Here is a 17,636-nt window from a genome sequence, read left to right on the forward strand (position 1 = left end):
GCCGACAACAACGGCACATATGCTTGAGCGCCAGGTCTCCGGCATGAACTGCCAGGGCTGCGTCTCGACCATGCGCAAGGCCATCCAAGCCGAAGACCCGGACGCCGACGTCACCGGCACACCTGCCGATAAGCGCCTCGAGATCACGACACGCCTCGAGGGCGAACGAGTGGATGCGCTGCTCGAGGAAGCCGGCTACCCCGCCGATGAGGCGCCGAAAGCCAACGCTTATGAGCGCCAGATCACCGGCATGAACTGCCAGGGCTGCGTCTCGACCATGCGCAAGGCCATCCAGGCCGAAGACCCGGACGCCGAAATCACCGGCACACCTGCCGAGAAGCGCCTCGAGATCACGACACGGCTCGACGGCAGACGGGTGGATGCGCTGCTCGAGGAAGCCGGCTACCCCGCCAATGAGCATCCCGACACAGCCAGTCCGGCGGACGACGCCAACGCGGAAACGCCGCAGTCAGATACCACGCCAGAGACGGAAGCGTCGGCGTCAAGTGACCACCCCACGTCCGACCAAACCAGCAGCGTACGGCTGTCGCTCTCCGGCATGACCTGCGCCAGCTGCGTGAAGAGCGTGCAGCAGGCGCTTGACCGTACTCCAGGCGTCACCGCCGCCGAGGTCAACTTCGCCAGCCACACCGCCCAGGTGCGCGGCAGCGCCAGCGCCCAGTCCCTCGTCGAGGCCGTAGAGAGCGCGGGCTATGGCGCCTCGCCCATCGAGGATCTGCGCCAGGCCGAGGCGCGGCGCGCCGAGAACGATCAGCAGGCGTACCGCCAGCGCCGACGCGGCAGCCTGCTGGCGCTGGCGCTGGCGGTGCCACTGATGATCGCCATGTTCTTCCATCACCCGGTTCTCAGCGGTGCGGAGCGAGGCGTATGGGCGCTGATCGGGCTGGCGACGCTGGGCGTGCTGGCAGGCCCCGGGCGGCATTTCTTCGTCAGCGCCGCCAAGGCGCTGCGCCACCACGAGGCCAACATGGACACCCTGGTGGCCATGGGCACCGGCACCGCCTGGCTGTACTCGATGACGGTGGTTGCCTTCGCGCCCTGGCTGCCCGAGGCGGCCCACAACCTCTACTTCGAGGCCTCGATCATGATTGTCGGGCTGATCCTTGCCGGCAACGCCCTGGAGCTGAGGGCCCGGGGCCAAACCAGCGAGGCCCTGGGCCGGCTGCTCGATCTGCAGTCCAGCACCGCCCGGGTGATCCGCGATGGCGAAGAACAAGATATCGATATCGATGCCGTGCGCATGGGCGATCGCATCCGCGTGCGCCCCGGCGAGCGCCTGCCGGTGGATGGCGAGGTCGAGGATGGCGAGAGCCACGTCGATGAATCCATGCTCACCGGCGAGCCGCAGGAAGTCGCCAAGGCAGTGGGCGACGAGGTCAGCGCCGGCACCGTCAACGGTCGGGGCAGCCTGATCTATCGCGCCACTCGGGTCGGCGCCGACACCCGCCTTGGCCGCATCACCGATCAGGTGGCCCGCGCTCAAGGCTCGCGCCCGCCGATCGGCGCTCTGGCCGACCGGGTCGCCGGCGTCTTCGTGCCCACGGTGATGATCATCGCCGTCGCCACGGCGCTGGCCTGGTTCAATCTGGGTCCCGAGCCCCGGGTGCTGCATATGCTGATCACCGCCACCGCGGTGCTGATCATCGCCTGCCCCTGCGCACTGGGACTCGCCACGCCGCTCTCGACCATGATCGGGGTCGGCAAGGCCGCCGAGCACGGCGTACTGATCAGAAACGGCGAGGCGCTGCAGCTGGCGAGTCGCCTGACCACCGTGGTGGTGGACAAGACCGGCACCCTCACCGAGGGCAAACCGCGGGTCACCGAAGCCAAGTTCCTCGATGCGCATGGCGACGAGGCCAAGGCGCTTGGCTTTGTCGCGGGTCTCGAGCAGGGCTCCGAGCATCCGCTGGCCGCCGCCCTGCTGGCGCACGCCGAGCAGGCCGGCGCCAGCCCGAGCTCGGTCAAGGACTTCACCAGCGTGACCGGCGGAGGCCTCAAGGCCACCACCGAGCAGGGCCAGGCGCTGCTACTGGGTAATGCCCGCCTGCTCGAGGAGGAAGGAATCGACCTGGCGCCGGGCCAGGCGACCGTCGAGCGGCTCGAAGGACAGGCCCGCACCGTGGTGCAGCTGGCCGTCGATGGCCGACTCATCGCGGTATTCGGCATCAGCGACCCGCTGCGCGAGGATAGCCGTGCGGCCGTTCAGCGCCTGCAGGCCGATGGGCTCAAGGTGGTGATGCTGACCGGCGATAACGCCCACACCGCCGCCGCCATAGGCCGCGAGGTGGGCATCGATGAGGTGCGCGCCGGGCTACTGCCCGAGGACAAGCATCGGGAGATCGAACGTCGGCAGGCCGCCGGCGAGGTGGTCGGGATGGTCGGTGATGGCATCAACGACGCGCCGGCGCTGGCCCAGGCGAACGTCGGCTTCGCGATCGGCCAGGGCACCGACGTGGCGATCGAGAGCGCCGGCATCACCCTGATGAGAAGCTCGCTGCACGGCGTGGCCGATGCCATCGAGATCAGCCGCGCGACCCTTGCCAACATCAAGCAGAACCTGTGGGGGGCCTTTGGCTACAACAGCCTGTGCATCCCGATCGCCGCGGGTGTGCTCTACCCCGCGACCGGCTGGCTGCTGTCGCCGATGATTGCCGCAGCGGCGATGTCGCTGTCCTCGGTCACGGTGGTCACCAACGCCAACCGCTTGCGCCGCTTCCGGCCATCCTTCGAGGCGACGCCTGCCGCATCAGCACCTTCAAGCCCCTCACCCGACACCAACACGCAGGAGGCCCGCTCATGACGCTTCTCGTAAACCTCGGCGGCATCGGCCTGATCGGCGCCATCGTCTGGTGGTTCTGGCTCGGTTCCTAAGCGGGCCCGATGCCGCCCGGCTTCTTATCGAGCCCGGGGCCGCTCGGCTTCTGAGCGAGCCCGAAGACGCTCGGGCGGCGCGGCTTCCTCCGGTCAGGCTCAGCTCACCCCGATATAGCGGCCGGGCTTGTGGTTGAGGGCGATGATCAGGTTCATGGTCACTGCGCCCAACACCGACAGCGCGATGCTGTCAGGGTCGAGCACCAGGAAGGACAGTCCCAGGATCAGCATGTCGACACCGAGCTGCACATAGCCCGCTCGCCAGCCGTAGCGCTCCTGCAGGTAGAGCGCGAGGATATTGATACCGCCAAGGCTGGTGCGATGACGAATCAGCACCAGCAGGCCGATGCCCAGGAGGCTGCCGCCGATCACCGCCGCATAGACGGGGTTCAGCGACGCGATATCGACCCAGCCAGGCGTCAGGGTGGCGAAGATCGACAGCAGCGCCGTGGCGATGAAGGTGCGCAGGGTGAAAGACCAGCCCATGCGCTTGATCGCCAGGTAGTAGAACGGGATGTTGATAACGAAAAACATGCCGCCGAAACCAAGCCCGGTGACGTACTGGGCGAGCAGCGCCAGACCGGCGGTGCTGCCGGCGAGCAGCATTGCCTGGGAATAGAAGGTAACCCCTAGCGCCACCAGCAGGGTGCCGAGCAGCATCGCCAGCACGTCCTCGTGGGGCCGGTGAGGGTCCTGTGGCACGTCCTCGGGCTCGACGTCCTCGAGCTCCGGGCGTTCGCTCTGAACGCTCTCACTCGCCCCCGGGCCCTTCTCCTCCCGATCGTCCTCTTGCGGCGAGGCCGTGATGGTCTCGTCATCCTTCAGGCGCTGGGATTCCCTACGCTTATCGCTCATCGGCGGCCTCCTCGGCCAGGTCATCCAAAAGGAACAGAGATCAGCTCAGGCCGGACTCAACGGCTCGGCGTGCTCGATCATCAGTTGCAGCGACTCGCGGCCCTTCCAGCGGTTGCGGTTTAGCTTGAAGGCGCAGCGCAGCCGGTCGCCGAGCCCGAAGGCCGGCACCTCGCCGGGGGTCAGGGCGCGAAACCAGATTGCCCGCACCGTGGAATGGCCATGGCCGAGCTCCAGCATCAGGTGGCTGCCGTCGGCGCCTACCGGACGCAGGGCCTCGACGAGAAAGTCGCCCTCGAACAGCGGCGCCTCGAACTCGCGACCAAAGGGCGCGAGGGCCGCCAGCTCATCGAGCGTCGCAAGCGACAGCTGCTCAGGAGACAGGGCGCCGTCGGTGAAGACGCAGGGGTATAGCTCACGTCCACCAAGCTGCTCGCCCGCCGCCTGCCAGATCGCTCGCCGGAAGTCGTCGAGGCGCTCACGGGGCAGGCCGATGCCGGCGGCGCCGCGGTGGCCGCCGAAGCGCGGTAGCGCATCCGGCGCCAAATCGTGGGCGCGCTGCAGAGCATCGCGCAGGTGCAGGCCTTCGATGGAGCGCCCGGAGCCGGTCAGCATACCGGCGGTCGCCGCCGGGGTCAGCACCAGCGCCGGGCGGCCGAAGGCCTGGACCAGCCTTGATGCGACGATGCCCTGCACCCCGGCGTGACCGGTTTCCAGGAACACCACCAGCGCCGGCACGTCATCGGCAAGCTGGGCGGCGGCCAGAGCTTTGGCCTCTTCGGCCATCTCGGCCTCGATGGCCTTGCGGGACTGGTTGTCCTGGTCCAGCACCTCGAGGTGGCGCGCCGCCGTGCCGTCGTCGGCGGCCAGCATGAAGTGCAGCGCCGCATAGGGGTCGTCGAGGCGCGAGCGGGCGTTGATGCGCGGGCCCATCTGGAAGGCAAGGGTCTCGGCGTCGAAGGGCACGCTGTCCGGGCCCAGCCGCGCGGCCATGGTGCGCCAGCAGGCGGCCTCCATACGATTGATCAGGGTCAGGCCGTGATTGACCACGGCGCGGTTGGCGGCGCTGCCGCCCAGCGACACGCAGTCGGCGACGGTGCCCAGCGCCACGTAGGAGAGCCAGGGCGAGAGCTTGGGGGTCGAGGGCGATAGCGCGCCCCAGTCGATCAGCACCTGGCGGGCCAACGACATGGTCAGCCAGGCGACCATGCAGCCGGCGATGGTCGGGTCCGGATAATCGCAGTCATCCCGGGTCGGGTTGACGGTGGCATAGGCCGAGGCCGGCGGCCCTTCCTTGGGCAGCGCATGGTGGTCGGTGACCACTACCTCGAGCCCGGCCTCCTTGAGCCTGGCGATGCGCGGCTCATCAGAGCTGCCGCAGTCGGCGGTGATTACAAGCCTTGGCCCCGGCGAGAGGCGCAGGGTGCGTTCGACCAGCGGCAGACTGATGCCGTAGCCGTCGTTGATGCGGTGACCGATCAGGCTGTGCAGATGCGACTCCGGCACTCCGAACAGCTCGTTGAGGGTGCGCCGGATCACCACGTGCGAGGTGATGCCGTCGACGTCATAGTCGGTGAGGATGCCGATATGCTCGCCCTCGACCACCGCCTGGGCGATGCGCTCGGCGGCGCGGCGGGCATCCTTGAGCCGCTCGGGATGCGCCAGATGGCGAAGGCTCGGCGTCACCAAGGGCGCAATGTCGCCCTGATAGCCGGAAAGCCGCCCGGCAAGCACCCGCGCCTGCAGCTCGGTCAGCCCCTCGGCCTGAGCGCGGGCATAGAGCGCCTCGTCACGCTGGCGCGGCTCGATGTGGGGGCGAAGCGAGGCGGGAGATGTCGGAAGCGGGGCGGTATCCACGGCGGCTCCTCAGAGGGCACGGGAAGGTGATGACGAAAAACGCCCGGCGGACCGGGCGTCGTGACGGCTCAGTAGTGGTGAACTCAGCCGGGCGGGCTCAGCGACGCTGGTCGGCGACGAAGCGCTGCACGGCCGCAAGCTCGGCGGGCAACACCGTGTAGTGCTCTTCGCGCTCGAGCAGATCGTCCATGTGCGGCGGCAGCGGCACGCCCGGGAAGCCCGCCTTGACCACCGCCTCGGCGAACTTCGCCGGGTGGGCGGTGGCGAGCGTCACCATTGGTGTGGCGGCGTCGGCCCGCGCCCGCTCGGCGGCCCGATAGCCGGTAGCGGTATGCGGGTCGAGGATCTCGTGAGTGCGATGGTGCGCCTCGCGGATCACCTCGAGGATGGTGGCATCATCGACGCTGTAGCTCGCGAACTTCTCGCGCAGCTTGGCCAGCGGCGCCTCGGCAAGCGCCGTAGGTTGCTGCTGGAAGCGCTCGAGCAGGGCGGCCACGGCATGACCGTCACGGTCGTAGGCATCGAACAGCAGACGCTCGAAGTTCGACGACACCACGATATCCATCGACGGCGCCAGGGTCGCGGCCAGCTCCTGCTTGGAGAAGTCGTTGGCGGCCAGTGTGCGGTGCAGGATGTCGTTGGCGTTGGTGGCGATGATGAACTGCTTGACCGGCAGGCCCATCTGATAGGCCATGTAACCGGCGAAGACGTTGCCGAAGTTGGCCGACGGCACGCAGAAGCTGACCTCCCGATGCGGGGCGCCGACCGCTACCGCAGAGGCTACGTAGTAGACGATCTGGGCCATGATGCGCGCCCAGTTGATCGAGTTGACCGCCACCAGCCGGGTACCGTTCAGGAAGTCCTGATTGGCGAAGCTCGCCTTGACCATCGCCTGGGCGTCGTCGAAGTTGCCTTCGATGGCGACGTTGAAGACGTTGTCGGCCAGCACCGTGGTCATCTGGCGACGCTGCACCTCGGAGACGCGGTTGTGCGGGTGGAGGATGAAGATATCCAGGTTGTCGCAGTGACGACAGCCCTCGATGGCCGCCGAGCCGGTGTCGCCGGAGGTGGCGCCCATGATCACCGCGCGCTCGCCGCGCTTCTTCAGGAAGTGATCGAGCAGCCGGCCCAGGAGCTGCAGGGCAACGTCCTTGAAGGCGAGCGTCGGGCCGTGGAATAGCTCGAGCAGGAAGTGGTTGGCGTCGAGCTGATTCAGCGGCACCACGGCGTCGTGACTGAAGGTCGCGTAGGCGTCCTTGACCAAGCCGCGGAAGGTGTCGTCGTCGATCTCGCCGTTGACGAACGGCTTCATCACCCGAAAGGCGATCTCGGCGTAGGAACAGCCGGCCATGTCGGCGAGTTCTTCCTTGGACAGCTGAGGAACGGTCTCCGGCACATAGAGACCGCCGTCGCTTGCCATGCCGGTCAGCACGACCTCCTCGAAGGACAGCGCGGGCGCCTGCCCGCGGGTACTGATATAACGCATCGTTCGATCCTGTGTGTGCGCCCCAACCACTCTGGTCGAGAGGCGAGGCACGTGGTCCAGCGCACGATCGGGCCCGTCGCTTGTGGTGACGGTCAGGCCCGCCGATTGTCGTTGTTAGGCGTTCTCGTCGAGGGTCTCGACGCGGATGCGGGTCACCGAACCGGCGATATCGGCCAGCGACTCGAGCTGACGGATCACCTCGTTCATGTGCTTCTCGCGGGTGCGATGCGTCAGCAGGATGATCGGCACCAGCTCGCCTTCGATGGCTTCCTTCTGGATGATCGCCTCGATGGAGATGCCCTGCTCGGAGAGAATCGTCGCCACACGTGCCAGCACGCCGGGGCGGTCGACCGCCAGCAGGCGCAGGTAGTAGGCGGTGGTGATCTCTTCCATGGGCAGGATCGGCAGGTCGTTGTCGCTCTCGCCGATGCCGCTGAAGGCTAGGTAGGGCACACGGTAGCGGTGCTCGGTGCTGATGTCGCGGGCCACATCGAGCAGGTCGGCGACCACCGCCGAAGCGGTCGGTTCAGCACCGGCGCCAGCGCCGTAGTAGATGGTAGGCCCCACGGCATCGCCCATCACCTCGATGGCGTTCTTGACCCCGTTCACGTTGGCCAGCAAACACTCCTTGGGCACCAGCGCCGGATGTACGCGCAGCTCGAAGCCGGACTCGGTGCGTTTGGATATGCCCAGGTGCTTGATCACGTAGCCGAGGTTGTCGGCCTGCTCGACGTCGTCGAAGGTGATCCGCGAGATGCCTTCGGTGTAGGCCTTGTCGAACTGCAGCGGCACGCCGTAGGCAATGGAGGCCAGGATGGTCAGCTTGTGCGCGGCGTCGATGCCTTCGACATCGAAGGTCGGGTCGGCTTCGGCATAACCGAGCGCCTGGGCCTCGGCCAGCACGTCTTCGAAGGCGCGGCCCTCGTCACGCATGTGGGTGAGGATGTAGTTGCCGGTGCCGTTGATGATGCCGGCCAGCCACTCGATGCGGTTGGCGCCGAGGCCCTCGCGCAGCGACTTGATCACCGGGATGCCGCCGGCCACCGCCGCCTCGAAGGCGACGATGACGCCCTTCTCGTGGGCGGCCTGGAAGATCTCGTTGCCGTGCACCGCGATCAGTGCCTTGTTGGCGGTAACCACATGCTTGCCGTTTTCGATGGCAGTCAGCACCAGCTCGCGGGCCACTTCGTAGCCGCCGATCAGTTCGACCAGTACGTCGACGTCGGGATTACGGGCCACCTCGAATACATCGTTGGTGGTCTTGACGCCGGTGGTATCGCAGTCAGGATTTTCGCGACGCATCGCCACCTGCTCAATCACGATCGGGCGACCGGCCCGACGCGCGATCTCATCAGCGTTGCGCATCAGCACATTGAAAGTACCGCCACCCACGGTGCCCAGACCACAGATTCCCACTCTGACCGATTTCAACGTTTTGCTCCCTTTGCAGATACTCGATTGTTCGCCTTGTCGACGCCGCGTCAGGACGACCGCGAATGCAGCCGCCAGATCGCTCAGACGTTCAGTTCTCAGCCATTCAGGTCCAGCATTTCCGCCAGCCGCTCGGCCGGCACGTAGCCCGGCACCAGGCGCCCGTCAGGCAGCACGATGGCCGGAGTGCCCTGCACGCCGAGCTCCATGCCCAGATGATACTGTGACTCGACCAGATTGTCGCAGTCGGGGGCGATATCCAACGATTCGCCACGCTTGGCTGCGCTCATTGCTTCGGCCGGGTTCGGTGCACACCACACCTGGCTCAGTAACCGGGCGCCCTCTGAGCCGGCGCCGGCGCGCGGAAATGCCAGGTAATGCACGGCGATGCCCAGGTCGTTGAGCGCCGGCACTTCTTCATGCAGGCGCTGGCAGTAGGGGCAGGTGGTATCGGTGAAGACGTGGATCGTCGCCTTTGGCGCTTCGTCACTACGGAAGATCACCTGCTCGCTCTCGGGCACGGCGGCGATGCGCGCGGCGCGCTGGGCGTTGCGCGATTGCTCGCTCAGGTTCACCAGGCCATCGGCGCCATTCTTGTAGATATCACCGACGATGAAATGATCGCCGGCGGCATCGCTGTAGAAGGTTTCACCGTTGGCCAGATGCACCTCCCAGAGGCCCGCGACGGGGGTCTCCAGCACCTGTTCGACAGGCATCGATTCACCGTTGACGGTGAGGCTATCGGTCAGGGCCTGGGGCGGCGCTGCCATGACCTGGGCGGTGAAAAGGCCGGCCAACAGGCCAGTCGCGGTAAGCAGCAGTCGATTCATGGTCAACCTCGAGGATGATGGTCAGCATGCAGCGTTTCCAGGCGCGCCTGGGCCACATGGGTATAGATCTGGGTCGTCGACAGGTCGCTATGACCCAGCAACAGCTGTACGACACGCAAGTTGGCTCCATGATTCAATAAATGCGTGGCGAAAGCATGCCGCAGGGTATGCGGCGACAGCGGCTTGCCGATGCTGGCGGTGCGCGCATGCGCCTTGATGCGATGCCAGAAGGTCTGACGCGTCATGAAGCCATCGCTGCGCCCGGGGAACAAGGGGGGCCTGGTGATATCGCGCATCAGCGCCCCTCGCCCGGCACGCAGATAGCGCTCCAGCCAGGCGATGGCCTCTTCGCCGAGCGGCACCAGCCGCTCCTTGTCGCCCTTGCCCAGCACGCGCACCACGCCCTGACGCAGGTTGACCGCGTCGGTGGTCAGGCCCACCAGCTCCGATACCCGCAGGCCACCGGCATAGAGCACCTCGAGCATGGCGCGATCACGAAGCCCGAGGGCGGTGTCGGTATCCGGCGCCTCGAGCAGCCGCTCGACCTCGTCCTCGTCGAGGGTGCGAGGCAGGCTCGGCCGGACCGGCGGTAGGCGCACCTCGGTGAGCGGGTCGGTATCGATCAGGCCCTCGACCAGCGCCCAGCGGTAGAAACGGCGCAGGCTCGACAGCAGCCGGGCGTTGGAGCGCAGCTGATAGCCGGCGGCACGGCGCGCGTCTAGCCAGTCAGGCAGTGCCTGGGGGGCGGGGTCGAGCAGCGACTCGCTGCGCTCGGCCAGTCGCTCAGCCCAGGCGGCCAGGTCATGGCGATAGGCGGCCAGGGTATTGTCGCTGGCGCCCTGCTCGAGCCACAGGGCATCGAGAAAGCGCTCCCGCAGGGTCTCGGTGTGATCGCTCATGCAGCGCCCTCATGATATTTCCCCGCCCAGACACGACGAAACCCCGCCCCGCGCGAGCGGTGACGGGGTTTCGACATGAAGCATCTCCCGGCTTAGGAGAGCTTTTCCTTGATGCGTGCGGACTTGCCGCTGCGCTCGCGGAGGTAGTACAGCTTGGCCTGGCGCACGTCACCGCGACGCTTGACCTCGATGGAGTCGACCAGCGGGCTGTAGGTCTGGAAGGTACGCTCGACGCCAACGCCGTGGGACACTTTGCGCACGGTGAAGGCGGAGTTCAGGCCGCGGTTGCGCTTGCCGATGACGACGCCTTCGAAGGCCTGCAGACGCTCGCGGGTACCTTCCTTGACCTTGACCTGAACGACAACGGTGTCGCCCGGGGCAAAGGCCGGGATTTCCTTGCCCATCTGCTCGGATTCGATCGCCTGGATCACGGAATTCTTGCTGCTCATTGCTAGCTCCTCGATAACTTGTATCGCCTTCGGCCTAAGCCGTCGGCGGTGATCCCGGCGCGAATCCTTGAGGATGGCGCGGGAATCGCTCTGTGTATGACGCAGGGGCACGGCGCGCATGCCTCAAGCCTTTTCAGGAAGGCTCCTGCACCTCCGCCTTGCTGGCGTATTCCTCGATGAATTCATCGAGCAGTGCCTGCTGGTCAGTCGCCAAGGTCCTGCCTTCGAGCAGGTCTGGGCGCCTGAGCCAGGTGCGGCCCAATGACTGCTTCAGCCGCCAGCGGCGAATCGCCGCGTGGTTGCCGCTGAGCAGTACATCCGGCACCCGTCGCCCGTCGATCTCGTCGGGGCGCGTATAGTGCGGGCAATCCAGCAGGCCGTCGTTGAAGGAATCTTCCTCCGCCGACGCCTGATGGCCCAGCACACCAGGCACCAGTCGGGCCAGGGCATCGACCATCACCATGGCGGGCAGCTCACCACCACTCAGCACGTAGTCGCCGATCGAGACTTCCTCGTCGATATCGGCTTCCACCACGCGCTCGTCGATGCCTTCATAGCGTCCAGCCACCACCACCAGGGGGCCGCTGTCGGCCAGCGCCTGCACGCCCGCCTGATCCAGAGGTCGCCCCTGTGGCGACAGGTAGATCACCCGGGCCGGCTGGCCGGCACTGCTCTCGGCCGTTGCCCGCGCCTCATGGATGGCATGGCGCAGGGTATCGACCTTCATCAACATGCCTGGTCCGCCCCCGTAGGGACGATCATCCACCGTGCGATGGTTATCGGTTGCATAGTCCCGGGGATTCCAGAACTCGAGCTCCAGCAACCCCTGTCTGACCGCCCGTCCCGTCACCCCATACTGGGTGATGGCATCAAACATCTCCGGGAACAGCGATACGACCCCAATCCACACAGCGTTTCTTCCAGGCCTAGCTCCTCTGGGCTGCCCACGGGCAGCGATCGAGGAGGGCGTCACCAGGACGTCTTAAAATTCGGGATCCCAGTCCACCGTCATGCCACCGGCGGCCAGGTCCACCTCAAGCACCACTTCGTCGGGCAAAAACGGCAGCAGCCGCTCCTTGCCGTCGGCGTCCTTGACGACCATCACGTCGTTGGCGACGGTCTCGAACAGGTAGGCCACATGTCCCAGGCTTTCGCCGTCGTTTGTGGTGACCTGGAGACCCTCCAGTTGATGCCAGTAATACTCGCCCGCCTCGAGCGGCGGCAGCGACTGTTTAGGCAGCAGAATCTCTGCGCCCGCCAGTTGCTCTGCCTGCTCGCGTGACGTCACCCCATCCAGCTGGGCCACCAGGCCCTTGCCGTGCTGACGCCCCTGCGCCAGTTTCCGGTCGACCAGCTTGCCGTCGAGCCGCAACTGCCACTCGGGGTAGTCGAGGATGCCGTCCATCGGGCTGGTGTATGAATACACCTTCAGCCAGCCTTTCACACCGTAGGTGCTGGTCAGCTTGCCCAGCACCACGTGCTGGTCACTGCCGGCGCCTGTCGTTGCGTCTTGGGTCATGGCCATTACCACCTAGATACCGTATCTAGCGACCGCAATTCAGGCTCAGGCCTGCTTGCGGGCTTCCTTGACCAGCTCAGCGACGCGCGCAGAGACCTGGGCACCCTGTTCTTGCCACTGGGCGATACGGTCAAGATCGATGCGCAGGCGCTCTTCCTGGCCGCGGGCGACCGGGTTGAAGAAGCCGACGCGCTCGATGAAGCGGCCGTCACGAGACTTGCGAGAATCGCTTACGGTCAGGTGGTAGAAGGGACGCTTCTTGGCGCCACCACGTGCCAGACGAATGGTAACCATTGCGTTATCTGTCCTTCGGTTGGAGTTGCTGAAAATTGGTCTTCGGCCGCGCGCTGTCGCGCGGTCCTGCCACGAAGACGCGACATTCTACGGAAATCGATGCCTCTTGGGAACCTTTTGTGTGCCGAGCGGCAATCATCGCCGCGGCAGGCCGCCCGGGCCGCCCATACCACCGGGGCCACCCATGCCACCGGGACCGCCCGGGCCACCGCCGCCCATCATGCCCGACATGCCGCGCATCATCTTCTGCATGCCGCCTTTCTTGCCGACCTTCTTCATCATCTTCTGCATCTGCTTGTGCTGCTTCAGCAGACGGTTGAGGTCGGGCACCTGCAGGCCGGCACCGGCGGCGATGCGGCGCTTGCGAGAACCGTTGATGATCTCCGGACGACGGCGCTCCTTGGGCGTCATCGAGTTGATCAGCGACTCGAGCTTGCCGAACTCTTTCTCGGGGCCCGGGCCCTTGGCCATATCGGCCATCTGCCCCATGCCCGGCAGCTTGCCCATCAGGCCGCCCATGCCGCCCATCTTCTTGAGCTGCTGGAGCTGGTCGCGGAAATCCTCGAGGTCGAAGCCGTCGCCCTTCTTGACCTTCTTGGCGAGCTTTTCGGCCTTGCCCTTGTCGACGGTGCGCTCGGCTTCCTCGATCAGCGACAGCACGTCGCCCATGCCGAGGATGCGCGAGGCCACGCGGTCCGGATGGAAGGGCTCGAGGGCATCGACCTTCTCGCCCATGCCCATGAACTTGATCGGCTTGCCGGTGATATGGCGCACCGACAGGGCGGCACCGCCGCGGGCATCGCCATCGGCCTTGGTCAGGATCACGCCGGTCAGCGGCAGGGCCTCGTGGAAGGCCTTGGCGGTATTGGCGGCGTCCTGGCCGGTCATGGCATCGACGACGAACAGGGTTTCCTGCGGCGCACAGACACGGTGCAGGGCCTGGATCTCGTCCATCATGTCGGTGTCGACATGCAGTCGACCGGCGGTATCGACGATCACCACATCGTGGAACTGGATCTTGGCGTGCTTGAGGGCTGCCTCGGCAATCGCCACCGGCTTCTGATCGGAAGAAGACGGGAAGAAGTCGACCTCGACCTCACCGGCCAGCGTCTCGAGCTGGTCGATGGCCGCCGGGCGATAGACGTCGGCGGAGACCACCAGCACTTTCTTCTTTTCGCGCTCGCGCAGGTAACGGGCGAGCTTGGCCACCGAGGTGGTCTTGCCCGCGCCCTGCAGGCCGGCCATCAGAATCACCGAGGGCGAGCCCTTGAGGGACAGCCCCTCGGTGCCGTCGCCCATGATCGCCTCGAGCTCCTGCTGGACGATCTTGACGAACTGCTGGCCCGGCGAGAGGCTCTTCGAGACCTCCTGACCAACGGCGCGCTCGCGCACCTTGTCGATGAACGCCTTGACCACCGGCAGGGCCACGTCGGCCTCCAGCAGCGCACGGCGCACCTCGCGCAGGGTATCCTTGATATTATCTTCGGTCAGCTTGGCCTGACCGCTGATGGACTTCAGCGTCGTCGATAAACGCTCTGTCAAACTCTCGAACATGGGGCCCTCCGGCAGGGATGCCTGGCTTTGGGCGGCGATTATACGCCTTCCCGCCGCCAGTCTCCATGCGCCAGCCGCACGGACCGGGCATCACATGTGAGCAGCACGCGGGCGCCCGGCTGGGCGCGACCGGGGGGATTCGGTATAGTGACCCCTTCCTGAATTTCCACTCGCGAGACGCCGCTGTCGACGGCGATGGACAGCAACCGATGCAGGCGCTTCCCTTTGCCCTTCTGGCCATAGCCTTCTACCTGGGCGCTGCCTCCTGGCAGGCGCTGACGCTCTTGCGCCGTGTCCCCCAGCGCCCGAAGCTGGTACGCGGCCTCGGCACCCTGGCGCTGGCTTTCCACGGCCTGGTGATTGCCGTGGTGATCCGCGAGACCGGCGGCCTGTGGCTTGGCCTGTCACCGAGCCTGGTGATGGTCAGCGCGCTGGTCACGGCGCTCTTGATGCTGGTCAGCCTGGCCAAGCCGGTACTCAATGCCGCCGTCGGCGTATTCCCTGTCGCGGCGATGACCCTGGTGACTGCCGTGGCCTGGCCGGGCGGCGAGCACCAGGGGCATATCACGCCGGGCATCGCCCTGCATGTCATCAGCTCGGCCCTTGCCTTTGCGCTGCTGGCAATCGCGGCCGTGCAGTCCATGCTGCTGGCTTGGCAGAACCAGGCCCTGCGCCATCACCACATCAGCGGCGTCGTTCAGACTCTGCCGCCGCTCACGACCATGGAGCGGGTGCTGTTCGAGCTGATCTGGGCCGGCATGATCCTGCTGACCCTGGCTATCGCCAGCGGCTTCCTGTTCGTCGACAACCTGTTTGCTCAGCACCTGGTTCACAAGACCGTACTGTCGCTGGCCGCCTGGGTGATCTTCGCCGCCCTACTCATCGGCCATCACTGGCTGGGCTGGCGCGGGCTAAAGGCGGTACGCTGGACCCTGGGTGGCGGCGTCTTGCTGCTGCTGGCCTACTTCGGCACCAAGTTCGCGGTCGAGGTAATCTTCTCTTGAAACCGACCGCCCGGGGCGTCTTCCGTGCCTTGACAGTCTCCGGGGGAATCCCTACAAACAAGCCTGACCTGTCTTCGAGGACCTTCTCATCTTGAGTGACGATTTCCCGCTGGGACTACTGTTCGGCCTGCTGTTTCTGCTCGTCTGCCTGTCGGCGTTCTTCTCGAGCTCCGAGACCGGCATGATGTCGATCAACCGCTACCGCGTCAGCCACCAGGCCAACAGCGGTGATCGTCCTGCCAAGCGCGTGTTGCGCCTTCTGGCCAGGCCCGACCGGCTGATCGGCGTGATCCTGATCGGCAACAACCTGGTCAACAACCTGGCGGCGGCGCTGGCCACGGTGCTGGCCATCCACTACTTCGGCGAAGTCACCGGCCCGGCCATTGCACCGCTGATCCTGACCATCGTGATTCTGATCTTCGCCGAGGTCGGTCCCAAGACCTATGCGGCGATCAAGCCCGAGCGCATCGCCTACCCGGCATCCGTGGCGCTCGAGCCACTGCTCAAGGTGCTCTATCCGCTGGTGTGGCTGGTAAACACCATCTCCAACGGCCTGCTGCGCCTGATCGGCGTCAAGAGCCTGACCGGCAACGGCGACCACTTGACCCGGGATGAGCTGCGCACCGTGGTGCACGAAGCCGGCACCATGATCCCGCGTCGCCACCAGGCGATGCTGCTGTCGATCCTCGATCTCGAGAACGTCACCGTGAACGACATCATGGTGCCGCGTCATGAGGTGGTGGGCATCGATCTCGAAGATGAACTCGAGAGCATCCTGGCGCAGATCCGCACGAGCCAGCACACCCGAGTACCGGTCTTCAAGGGCGACATCAACAACATCATCGGCATGCTGCACCTGCGCAACGCGGCGCGCTTCCTGTCCAAGGACGAGGTCACCAAGGCCGCCATCGTGCAGGAAGCGCGGGAGCCCTACTTCATCCCCGAGTCGACGCCGCTGCACACGCAACTGCTCAACTTCCAGCAGCAGAAGCGGCGCACCGGCATCGTGGTCGACGAGTACGGCGACGTGGAAGGCCTGGTCACGCTGGAGGACATCCTCGAGGAGATCGTCGGCGAGTTCACCACCGACATGGCGGGCATGCATCAGGAAATGCACCTGCAGGATGACGGCAGCTACGTGATCGAGGGCACCGCCAATATCCGCGAACTCAACAAGTCACTGGGCTGGCAGTTGCCCACCGACGGCCCCAAGACCCTCAACGGCCTGATCCTTGAGCACCTCGAGTCCTTCCCCGAAGGCCCCACCTGCCTGCAGGTCAGCAACGTGCGCATGGAAATCATCGAGGTGAGGGACAAGGTCATCACCTCGGCGCGCTGCTGGCAGCATGTGCGCCGCGCCGCCCGCCAGGAATGACACCCACGGCCCTGTTCGGCACTGAGGGGCGGGGCTTAAGCCCTCGGGCCTAACACCCCGACCAGGTGCCGCTGATCCCGGATGCCTGCGCGTCATCTCAGACGTGATCGGCGCAAGATGTCATCTACTCTAGAAGTCACCTAAGCAAGACGTCACCTAAGCAAAGAGCCGCGTTGTCAGACAACGCGGCTCTTTGCTTTACCTGATTACGCATAACATTCAGCCATCTTCAGGAACCGGTACGGCATTGGCGGCGTTCTCGCCGCCACCGTCAGAAAGCGCGGGATCATGGCCTTAAGGTCATAGCGCCGATTGAAACGATACTCGAACTCGGCCAGGTAGCGTGGGGCGTGCGGCCCGCGGATGGCATGGTAAGTGCCGGTGATCGCGTTCTTGACGTTGCCGAGCAGCGTGTTGACCCAGTTGAACGCCGGATTCGCCACGCTGGCACGCCCACCGCCGGTGATGTGGCGCTCATGAACATAGGTGGGCGTATCGAAGGCCAGGAAGCATCCGAGACCGTCGCTGATGACATGGCTGCCGGGCGCAATGGCCTGTTGAGCGTAGCGACGTATCTCGGCAAGGGTAAAACCGCTCAAGCGGCGAAGCTGAACACGCTGCGGATGGCCCTCCTCGTCGGTTTGCACGGCCGCCACAAACGGGAACTTGTGCTCAGCGCCGCGACCGCGCTTTCCCGGCCGTTCACCGCCCAGATAGGCGTCATCCAGCTCGATGCGTCCAGAGAGCTTTTCGCCCTGGTTGTGCTCATGCATGACCTGCAGCAGCTTGTGCTTGAGCTTCCAGGCGGTGTTGTAGCTGACGCCGAGTTCCCGGGACAGCTGCAGCGCTGAGATGCCGCTCTTGCGCTGGGTCAGCAGATAGATGGCCAGAAACCAGGTGGTTAATGGCAGGTGCGTGGCATGGAAGATGGTACCGGCGGTCAGCGAGGGTTGATGATGGCAGCGATGGCACTGGTAGAGCCCCCGCGACAGCTGGCAGCCCGTGTTGTTGCCGCAGTCGGGGCACACGAACCCCCTAGGCCAGCGATGCTGGAAGAGGGCTGCCTGGCACTGCGCTTGGGTGCCGTACTGCTCGAGAAATGCCGGCAGCGACAGGCCGGGCTGGAACTGGATAGGATTGCGTGCCATGACGCGACCTCCTCTACTGGACATAACATCAGTATAGGAGAGCCTG

At 65.7% G+C, this 17,636-nt stretch carries 15 protein-coding genes; 3 read left to right on the forward strand and 12 right to left on the reverse strand.

All coding sequences use genetic code 11. The features are described 5' to 3' along the window. The first annotated feature begins 250 nt into the window (after positions 1-250). The gene (locus BCL93_RS04760; RefSeq protein WP_220086237.1) at positions 251-2,821 is read left to right on the forward strand and encodes a heavy metal translocating P-type ATPase; all 2,571 of its coding nucleotides are present in this window, start codon (positions 251-253) and stop codon (positions 2,819-2,821) included. A gap of 170 nt (positions 2,822-2,991) precedes the next feature. Here the strand turns inward: BCL93_RS04760 and BCL93_RS04765 are convergent, their stop codons facing one another. The 11 genes from BCL93_RS04765 to ffh all read right to left on the reverse strand — a co-directional run bounded on the left by BCL93_RS04765 (position 2,992) and on the right by ffh (position 14,063). Then, the gene (locus BCL93_RS04765) at positions 2,992-3,552 is read right to left on the reverse strand and encodes a YitT family protein (protein ID WP_258395979.1); all 561 of its coding nucleotides are present in this window, start codon (positions 3,550-3,552) and stop codon (positions 2,992-2,994) included. A 240-nt stretch (positions 3,553-3,792) separates the two neighbouring features. Then, complete coding sequence (recJ, locus tag BCL93_RS04770; protein WP_112053955.1) at positions 3,793-5,601, reverse strand: single-stranded-DNA-specific exonuclease RecJ; 1,809 nt, start codon at positions 5,599-5,601, stop codon at positions 3,793-3,795. 97 nt (positions 5,602-5,698) lie between these two features. After that, on the reverse strand, positions 5,699-7,087 hold the full coding sequence (gene thrC, locus BCL93_RS04775) for a threonine synthase (RefSeq protein WP_112053956.1): 1,389 nt from the start codon (positions 7,085-7,087) through the stop codon (positions 5,699-5,701). Between the two features lie 114 nt (positions 7,088-7,201). Continuing rightward, positions 7,202-8,518: a homoserine dehydrogenase gene (locus BCL93_RS04780; protein WP_112053957.1), complete on the reverse strand. Its 1,317-nt coding sequence runs from the start codon at positions 8,516-8,518 to the stop codon at positions 7,202-7,204. A gap of 98 nt (positions 8,519-8,616) precedes the next feature. After that, positions 8,617-9,348, reverse strand: a complete 732-nt coding sequence (locus tag BCL93_RS04785; protein WP_112053958.1) for a DsbC family protein — start codon at positions 9,346-9,348, stop codon at positions 8,617-8,619. A gap of 2 nt (positions 9,349-9,350) precedes the next feature. Then, positions 9,351-10,247: a site-specific tyrosine recombinase XerD gene (xerD, locus tag BCL93_RS04790; protein ID WP_112053959.1), complete on the reverse strand. Its 897-nt coding sequence runs from the start codon at positions 10,245-10,247 to the stop codon at positions 9,351-9,353. Positions 10,248-10,339: 92 nt separating this feature from the next. Beyond that, positions 10,340-10,696 carry a 50S ribosomal protein L19 gene (gene rplS, locus BCL93_RS04795; RefSeq protein ID WP_112053960.1) on the reverse strand — a complete coding sequence of 119 codons (357 nt, stop codon included), beginning with the start codon at positions 10,694-10,696 and terminating at the stop codon, positions 10,340-10,342. Positions 10,697-10,829: 133 nt separating this feature from the next. Then, positions 10,830-11,606: a tRNA (guanosine(37)-N1)-methyltransferase TrmD gene (gene trmD, locus BCL93_RS04800; RefSeq protein WP_112053961.1), complete on the reverse strand. Its 777-nt coding sequence runs from the start codon at positions 11,604-11,606 to the stop codon at positions 10,830-10,832. Between the two features lie 72 nt (positions 11,607-11,678). Continuing rightward, positions 11,679-12,215, reverse strand: a complete 537-nt coding sequence (gene rimM / locus BCL93_RS04805; protein ID WP_112053988.1) for a ribosome maturation factor RimM — start codon at positions 12,213-12,215, stop codon at positions 11,679-11,681. Between the two features lie 45 nt (positions 12,216-12,260). Next, positions 12,261-12,509: a 30S ribosomal protein S16 gene (gene rpsP, locus BCL93_RS04810; protein ID WP_092528883.1), complete on the reverse strand. Its 249-nt coding sequence runs from the start codon at positions 12,507-12,509 to the stop codon at positions 12,261-12,263. Between the two features lie 135 nt (positions 12,510-12,644). Further along, positions 12,645-14,063, reverse strand: coding sequence for a signal recognition particle protein (ffh, locus tag BCL93_RS04815; RefSeq protein WP_112053962.1), 1,419 nt, complete (start codon positions 14,061-14,063; stop codon positions 12,645-12,647). A 209-nt stretch (positions 14,064-14,272) separates the two neighbouring features. On the opposite strand from ffh, the gene BCL93_RS04820 reads away from it, so the two are divergent. Both BCL93_RS04820 and BCL93_RS04825 read left to right on the forward strand, forming a co-directional pair. Next, on the forward strand, positions 14,273-15,067 hold the full coding sequence (locus BCL93_RS04820) for a cytochrome C assembly family protein (protein WP_112053963.1): 795 nt from the start codon (positions 14,273-14,275) through the stop codon (positions 15,065-15,067). Between the two features lie 91 nt (positions 15,068-15,158). Next, positions 15,159-16,442: an HlyC/CorC family transporter gene (locus tag BCL93_RS04825; protein ID WP_112053964.1), complete on the forward strand. Its 1,284-nt coding sequence runs from the start codon at positions 15,159-15,161 to the stop codon at positions 16,440-16,442. 206 nt (positions 16,443-16,648) lie between these two features. Here the strand turns inward: BCL93_RS04825 and BCL93_RS04830 are convergent, their stop codons facing one another. Beyond that, complete coding sequence (locus BCL93_RS04830) at positions 16,649-17,590, reverse strand: IS1595 family transposase (protein ID WP_112053565.1); 942 nt, start codon at positions 17,588-17,590, stop codon at positions 16,649-16,651. Positions 17,591-17,636 lie beyond the last annotated feature (46 nt).

Origin of the sequence: Onishia taeanensis (assembly GCF_003268885.1) — a bacterium.
Lineage (GTDB): Bacteria > Pseudomonadota > Gammaproteobacteria > Pseudomonadales > Halomonadaceae > Onishia > Onishia taeanensis_A.

Coding starts and splice junctions, on each gene's coding strand:
- BCL93_RS04760 (WP_220086237.1), top strand. CDS start 251: ATGAACTGCCAGGGCTGCGTCTCGACCATGCGCAAGGCCATCCAGGCC.
- BCL93_RS04765 (WP_258395979.1), bottom strand. CDS start 3,552: ATGCTGCTCGGCACCCTGCTGGTGGCGCTAGGGGTTACCTTCTATTCC.
- thrC (WP_112053956.1), bottom strand. CDS start 7,087: ATGCGTTATATCAGTACCCGCGGGCAGGCGCCCGCGCTGTCCTTCGAG.
- BCL93_RS04785 (WP_112053958.1), bottom strand. CDS start 9,348: ATGAATCGACTGCTGCTTACCGCGACTGGCCTGTTGGCCGGCCTTTTC.
- xerD (WP_112053959.1), bottom strand. CDS start 10,247: ATGAGCGATCACACCGAGACCCTGCGGGAGCGCTTTCTCGATGCCCTG.
- rplS (WP_112053960.1), bottom strand. CDS start 10,696: ATGAGCAGCAAGAATTCCGTGATCCAGGCGATCGAATCCGAGCAGATG.
- rimM (WP_112053988.1), bottom strand. CDS start 12,215: ATGACCCAAGACGCAACGACAGGCGCCGGCAGTGACCAGCACGTGGTG.
- rpsP (WP_092528883.1), bottom strand. CDS start 12,509: ATGGTTACCATTCGTCTGGCACGTGGTGGCGCCAAGAAGCGTCCCTTC.
- ffh (WP_112053962.1), bottom strand. CDS start 14,063: ATGTTCGAGAGTTTGACAGAGCGTTTATCGACGACGCTGAAGTCCATC.
- BCL93_RS04820 (WP_112053963.1), top strand. CDS start 14,273: ATGCAGGCGCTTCCCTTTGCCCTTCTGGCCATAGCCTTCTACCTGGGC.
- BCL93_RS04830 (WP_112053565.1), bottom strand. CDS start 17,590: ATGGCACGCAATCCTATCCAGTTCCAGCCCGGCCTGTCGCTGCCGGCA.